This is a genomic window from Nonomuraea aurantiaca (assembly GCF_020215705.1).
In the GTDB taxonomy this organism is placed as follows: Bacteria; Actinomycetota; Actinomycetes; order Streptosporangiales; family Streptosporangiaceae; genus Nonomuraea; species Nonomuraea aurantiaca.
This window is the reverse complement of record NZ_JAIWNB010000101.1, coordinates 1-2098: the sequence shown is the minus strand read 5'-3', so window position 1 is coordinate 2098 and position 2098 is coordinate 1. Positions and strand designations below refer to the sequence as shown.

The following is a 2098-nucleotide window of genomic DNA, read 5'->3' as shown; positions in this document are numbered from 1 at the left end:
CAGCGCCAACGACGGGCTGCCGCCTGTCACATTCGAGCGTCAGATGATCGAGAAGAGGCAAGCCTCATCGGCCCTGCTGAGGGCCGCTGTGGCATAGGACCGTCTCCACGGTTTGAGGGGATTGACAGTCGAGTGGTCAGGCCGATAGATCTGGTAGAGATCGATCCAATCGGTCTGCAAACGCCTCAGGCTCTCCTCGGCTTCCTTGATGATCCAGCGCCGCGAGTCGCCACCGCGGTTGCGGCCCTCGACCATCTGGAAGTGCACCTTCGTGGCGAGAATGACATCGTCACGCCGTCCCTGGAGCGTCTTGCCCACGAACTGCTCGGACTCGCCGGCGCCGTACATGTCCGCGGTGTCGATGAAGTTGATGCCCTGGTCGAGGCGGAATGGATGATGCGGACGCAGTCATCGTGGCCGGGGTTGCCGACGGCACCGAACATCATGGTGCCCAGGCAAACGCCTGATCATCTCCCAGGTTGGCCGCGCCCGCCCGGACAAGTGGCCCAACGTGCGGCATCTCCCTGGGACCCAGAGTCGGCTCTAGAGCAAGCCCTACCATCGCGTCTATGACGAGCGGGATGTCAGTGGCTGAGTCTGTGCATCGTCCTGCGTGCCACCGGCATGCCGCTCCCCGAGATCCACAGGTACGCCGACCTGGTCAGGCAGGGAGCAGCAACGATGAGCGGCTCGCCGACCTCCGACGACACCAGGAACAGGTGATAGGCCAGCTCAGTGCCCTCACCGACAACCTGGATCTATCCCAAGTCCCAGCACAAACCGTTGCAGGGCTGTTCCCAGAGCCAGCCGCAGCCCTTGGGAGCCGGCTGTACACAGGGGTAGGTGCTGCAAAAACTAACCTTGGTCCCTCCGCACCAGTCGTCGCCAAGGTTGCAGTCACACTGTTCGGCCAGTTGGATCCCGCTTGGACGCTGAGACGGACCGAGTGTGGCGACGATCTGGTACGCCTCATCCTCGCCGAAGCTCTCCACCAGCGCGCCACGCAGTTGCAACTGCGCCTGCCGATACTCCTCCTGCTTCCCCGCCGCGACGTCGAACACCAAGTCGTCGGCGATGAGACGTTCCACGCGTGCGAATGTCTGCTCCTGGGAGGTCGACATCGCCGGATGTGCCGCTCGATAGTGCTTGAGGTGCTCGCGCCAGAGCTTCCCGCGTACGTTGGCCGGCAGCGCCCGATAGATCTCCTTCCGATAGGCGAGCGCGTATCTGCGGAACTCCTCGTAGGTCTTCGGGAGATCCTCTCCGGCCCGCGCCACCCAGGCAGCCGCAGCAGCTTGACGTTGTTCGGCGAAGGCAGGAGCCTTCCCTGCGAAGAGCATCCCACCGGCGACTGCGGCACCGGCGCCCAGACGGAGGAAGGATTTGCGATCCAGCACTCCCGGCCGGGACTCCAATGGCTGATCGACCTTCTCGCGCAGCCCTCCCAGCGCAGCCAGCACCCGAAGAGTCCTTCGCGGGCCCAGGCGCCCGACAAGCGGGAACGCCAGACGCCGGGACGTCCACCCCCGCACATCCTCCTGCTCTCCCGAGCGGCGCACTCTCAACAGTGTGGGCGTGAACGGCGGGTTCTCCCCGAAAGCATGGGCACGCCATCCCTGCACGTCTGGACGCTGCAGGGGCAGGATTTCGAGTCGACCATCTGCGGCACCGCTGACGGCTGCAGAGACCTCTTGACAGGTGCCACACGAGGCGTCGAAGGCGAGAATCCACCGCTCCTCAGAATGATCGCTTCGCATTATCGCCGCTCTCCTCCCTTGACCATGGACCGCGCAGGTAGGCGCCTTCAGGTGCAACGGGCATCGCGCCGGTCAGGCGCCGTTCGCACACCCCTTGCTTGATCAAGCGTGCATTGTTGACCGCACACCGACCAGTTGTGTAAGTGCCAATGTTCGCCGCATTCCGGCCTCAGCCTGCCGGATTCAGGGGCGGTTGGCGGCGCGGCGGAGCAGTTGTCGGCGTACGGGTGAACGTGCGCCAGCGTGTACGGATGAGAATGCACCGTTCTTGATGCGGTGACACTCCGTTACTGCGAGGCTACTGTTCTCTGTTCGGAGTCGGTGGAGGGCGGCTGACGGTG

At 64.2% G+C, this 2098-nt stretch carries 2 protein-coding genes; both read right to left on the bottom strand.

Annotation, left to right across the window (positions count from 1 at the left end; genetic code table 11):
* Positions 1 to 39: 39 nt before the first annotated feature.
* Positions 40 to 348 carry an aldo/keto reductase gene (locus LDL49_RS56320; protein WP_263656771.1) on the bottom strand — a complete coding sequence of 103 codons (309 nt, stop codon included), beginning with the start codon at positions 346 to 348 and terminating at the stop codon, positions 40 to 42.
* A 410-nt stretch (positions 349 to 758) separates the two neighbouring features.
* The gene (locus tag LDL49_RS56315; RefSeq protein WP_225303171.1) at positions 759 to 1460 is read right to left on the bottom strand and encodes a bacteriocin fulvocin C-related protein; all 702 of its coding nucleotides are present in this window, start codon (positions 1458 to 1460) and stop codon (positions 759 to 761) included.
* Between the last annotated feature and the right edge of the window lie 638 nt (positions 1461 to 2098).